Source organism: Euzebyales bacterium, assembly GCA_035461305.1.
Classification (GTDB): Bacteria; Actinomycetota; Nitriliruptoria; order Euzebyales; family JAHELV01; genus JAHELV01.
On the sequence record DATHVN010000160.1, the window covers coordinates 1 to 4200 of the forward strand.

A 4200-nucleotide genomic window follows, 5' to 3' on the forward strand; every position below is an offset into this window, starting at 1 on the left:
CGTACGCCTTCCGGATCGACCTGGACACCTACGACCTGGGCACCACGAAGGTTGTGTTCGACCGCGACGCCGAGACGACCCGCGTCCACCTCGGCGGCGTCCTCCCGCTCTCCGCCGAGAAGCGACCCGCCGCACCGCGCCGAAGGGTGTGGGCGACGCGGGCGGCCGGGGCCCTGGCCGTCGCCGGCGCAGCCAGCGCCGTTCGCCGGCGTGCCTCACCAGCCGATGTGAGGCAGCGATGAGCGTCCCGACCGGCACCGACCTGTGGCGCCTGAGTACCAGCGAACTGGCCGAGGCCATCAAAGCGCGGCAGGCAGGGCCGCGATGAATCGGCGGTCTGCCAGAGCCTTGACCCGTGGCGGTTGAGTTCTCTGTCATGGACGCCGTCGCCGGCCGTTCGCGACTGTGTGGCAAGTCTTCTCGACGGAGCGTCGCGCTCAGGGTAGCGGTCAGTCGAGCTGGGCCCGTGTCAGGTCAACGCATCGGCAGCGGCCCGTGCGTGGCTCATTGCTCGGACCGCAGGTGCTTGTCGAAGAACGCGATGATCCGTCGGCGAGCATCGCTGGCTGACGGTTGGTGGTACCTGGTGCCCGAGATCTTGGCGAGCAGCACCAACAGTGGTGTCAGATCGGCGGGGTCGTGGTCGTTCATGAACCCATGGCCAGCGTCGGGATACACCTTGACGTCATGGTCGACCCCGGCGGCCCTCAGGGCCTGGTCCAATCGCGCCGCCGCGCGGCGTCCCATCGGTGAGCGGTCCTTCGCGCCATAGCTGCCAACGATGGGGCACGCGTCGGCCAGGAACAGCTCAGCGTCCTTGGGGCAGCCGCCGTAGTTGACGCTCGCGGCCGAGAACCCCCGGCCGGGGGCGAGCGCCAACGCGTACCCGCCGCCCATACAGAACCCGATGACGCCGATGACGCCGGTGCACCCGTCGTGGCGGGCCAGCCAGGCGCGCGCCGCGTCGATGTCGTCGAATGTCCGTCCCCGCCGTGCACCCAGGTCACCGATGATGGTCCGTAGACAGCGCAGCCGGCCGCCCCAGTAGTACAGGTCCGGCGCGGCTGCCAGGTAGCCCGCACCCGCCAACCAGTCAGCGTGATCCCGAAGGTCATGACTCATCCCCGTGAAGTCGTGGAGCACCACAACGCCCGGCCACGGCCTGTCCGCTGCAGGGGTGGCCACGTAGGTCGGCATCCGCCCCAGCGGGGTGGGGATGTAGACATCGGCCATCGTCATCCTCCCAGGATGTATGCGTCGTTCCGCTCAACCGAGGCCGGCTCCCTGCCTTTCCGCCGCCGAGGAGCACGTCGAAGCGGAGAGAGCCCGCAGTCATGCCAGTCTGCCGCTGGCTGGGATGCTGAAGCAGGTCTATCGGGCTCGCCGTGTTGGCGGTGTCCAGCGTGTTGACCGTCGCGTTACCGACAGCGGGCGGCAGTGGCCTCCTCGAACATCGGTCAGTGTGCCTGCGGGGGCGTGAGCGGCCTTACGGTGAGTGGCGCGCGGGCGGGGGTGCGTACGTCGGCGTGGGTGTACACCACCTATGGCTCAGCCGGTTGGTGACCGGCCGTGTGTGACGGACGCGCGCCGCAGGAACACGGCGAGCAGGATGACGTCGACGGTGGCGATGGCGAGGTGCACCGCGATGACGGTGGGGTCGGTGGCCGTCTGTGTCAGCCACCCGTCGAGCACGGCGGCGGCGGCGAACGCCAGCCCGCCCATCCCGGATACGAGCAGCAGGCCGGCGCCGGTTGTGTACCCGAGGGTCGCTCGCCGCCACAGCAGCACGCCGCCGAGCAGCAGCACCGGCGTGCCAAGCGCGGTGTCGACGGCCCACTGGCCACGGAACGCGAGATCTTCGGTGGCGCCACCGGGCGCCGTGACGGCGGTGGCGGCCAGCCCGGCGTAGGCCAGCACCGCGACCACGAGCAGGGCGGCGCCGACGCTGCGTGCCGGGGTGTGCGCAAGCCGATCGCGGCAGGCTGGATGATCGATGCTCGTGATGACCGCGCCGAGCGTGGCCGCGCTCAGCGTGACGATCGCGACGTAGCCGAACAGCAGCGCGGTGAACGGCGCGGCCACGAGGTAGATCGCGTAGACGTACAGCGCGTAGAACAGCGCACCGGGCCACAGCAGCAGGCCGGGCAGCGAGCGGCGTCGGGTCAGCCATACGGTGGCGAGCAGGATCGGCACCACGACGACGAGGTTGGCGGCGTCACCGCCATGGGAGACCAGCACGGAGGGCGGATCACTGCCGTAGCGCGTGCCGACCTCCGCCAGGCCTGCCAGGGACGATGCGGCGATCAGGATCGCGATCACAGCCGACGTCGCGTAGCTGCCGGTCAGCGGCCGGCGCAGCGGCAGGCGACGGTCCCCGGTGCGGGCCGGGTCGGGACGGGTCGGAGTCTGCGGTCTGGTCGCCATGGTCGCCGCCTCCAATACGACTGGTCGACGATTACGTCATGCTCGGCCGCCGGCCACCTGCGTCGTGGGTCGGCGGACGTGGGCGGGTGCGCTGCCGCCGTGGTCGGTGGTGACGCGACCGGACCTGCGGGCGTCGTGCGTCGATCGCGCTCAGCCGACGACGACGAGCACTACCGGGTGTGGCCACGGTCACGCGTGGCACCGTGTGCCCGCATGGTCGGCACCATGCCCTGCCAGGCGCCTGTGACGCTGCGGCTGTACGCGCACATCGCGCCCCCTCTGCCCCCAACAGCGGCGCGGCAGCCATCCTGGCTGTCTGGCGTTGATGGCGGCCACCTACCGACACCATGCTCACCCGACGCCGCCGGAGGACCAAGGTCGAATGCCCTCGCTGGGAGGGGTCGTGCGGCCTCGCAGGCCGCGCCCGATAAGGGGCTCTACTGTCGTATCCGTGGGTCATCAGGCGCCTGCTCGTCCGGGTAGTGCGGGTTGGTAGCCGCCGAGGGCGAGCATGCCCAAGGCGATGAGCGCTTCGGGTTTTCGGAACCCGAACGCCATCCGCGTCAGCACCCGCAGTTTGGTGTTGGTGCTCTCGATCAGTCCTTGGGATAGGCCGTGCTCGACGCGGCGTCGATCGACTCGCGATGCCGGCGGATACGGCGTTGCAGCTCGACGAACGCGGGGATGCGGCAGCGCTGCGCCCAGCTGATCCAGCGGTCCAAGGCGTCCTTGCGGGCGTCGCCTTTGAGCACGAACACGTGGCGTAGGCCCTCCTTGAGCAGGTACGCGCGGTACAGCCGCGGGTCGGTCTTGGCGATCCACGCCAGCTGTTCGTGTTGCCGTTCGGTGAGGTCCTCGGGGTTCTTCCACAACGCGTAGCGGTAGCGCTTGAACTTACGCGCCGTGCCCTTCGCGCGGCCCGCGCGACGCTGGTTGGTCGCGCTGCGGTGCTCGTTTCACACCTGCCGGCGGACCTCGTCGAGCGCCTCGGTCGCCCACTTGACGATGTGGAACGGATCGGCGCAGACCACCGCCTGCGAGCAACGTTCGGCGACCACGGTGGCGATCCAGTCCGCGGCGTCGGCCGACACCTGCGTGATCAGCTTGCACCGCTGGTCACCGAGCGCGTCGAAGAACCGCCGCAGCGTCTTGGCGTCGCGGCCCGGCGCAGCCCACACCAGCCGGCCGCTGTCGTGGTCGACGACCACCGTCAGGTACTTGTGTCCACGCTTGTAGGAGATCTCGTCGATGCCGATACGCCGCAACCCGTCGAACCGGTCGACCTGGGTGTCGATGTCGGCGACCACCCGGGTCACGATCGACCCCACCGTGCGCCACACGATGCGCAGCAGCGCCGACACGGCCGTCTTCGAACAGCGCGTGACCAGCCACGCGACGGTGTCCTCGAACGCACGCGTCTGGCGCGCCTTGTGACGCGCCCACGGGAACGCGATCACCGTCACGCCGTGCTCGGCGCAGCGCACCCTGGGCGCGTCGGCCTCCAGATACACCCTGACCGTTCCCAGGTCCAGGCTGCGCCAGCGGCGTCGCCCCTCACCGGCATCCTCGTGTGGTGACACGCGTCCGCAGCGGCCGCACCGGCGTTTCTTGGGCCGCTTCGGGCGGACGTGCGCGACGACGGTCTCGGCGGCCTCGTCGACCTCCACGCGCTCGAGGACCGTGCGGTCACACAATCCCAGCAGCATCCGCCATATCCTGAGCACCGGCCGGTTCCTCCTGCGTGACGACTCTCGACAAGCCGAAACGTAGGCAGGA

Annotated in this window: 3 protein-coding genes and 1 pseudogene; 1 reads left to right on the top strand and 3 read right to left on the bottom strand. The window is 70.0% G+C overall.

The annotated features are described in order from the left end of the window. Positions 1-242 (top strand): hypothetical protein (locus VK923_15110; GenBank protein HSJ46003.1); only part of this gene is annotated, 242 nt, incomplete at its 5' end. A 262-nt stretch (positions 243-504) separates the two neighbouring features. Here VK923_15110 and VK923_15115 read toward each other — a convergent pair. The 3 genes and pseudogenes from VK923_15115 to VK923_15125 form a co-directional block, all read right to left on the bottom strand. After that, positions 505-1233 (bottom strand): dienelactone hydrolase family protein, encoded by a 729-nt coding sequence (locus tag VK923_15115; protein ID HSJ46004.1) that lies wholly within the window; start codon positions 1231-1233, stop codon positions 505-507. Between the two features lie 315 nt (positions 1234-1548). Further along, on the bottom strand, positions 1549-2424 hold the full coding sequence (locus VK923_15120) for a hypothetical protein (GenBank protein ID HSJ46005.1): 876 nt from the start codon (positions 2422-2424) through the stop codon (positions 1549-1551). Positions 2425-2883: 459 nt separating this feature from the next. Then, a pseudogene (locus VK923_15125) lies at positions 2884-4130 on the bottom strand (ISL3 family transposase). Between the last annotated feature and the right edge of the window lie 70 nt (positions 4131-4200).

Coding starts and splice junctions, on each gene's coding strand:
- VK923_15115 (HSJ46004.1), bottom strand. CDS start 1,233: ATGGCCGATGTCTACATCCCCACCCCGCTGGGGCGGATGCCGACCTAC.
- VK923_15120 (HSJ46005.1), bottom strand. CDS start 2,424: ATGGCGACCAGACCGCAGACTCCGACCCGTCCCGACCCGGCCCGCACC.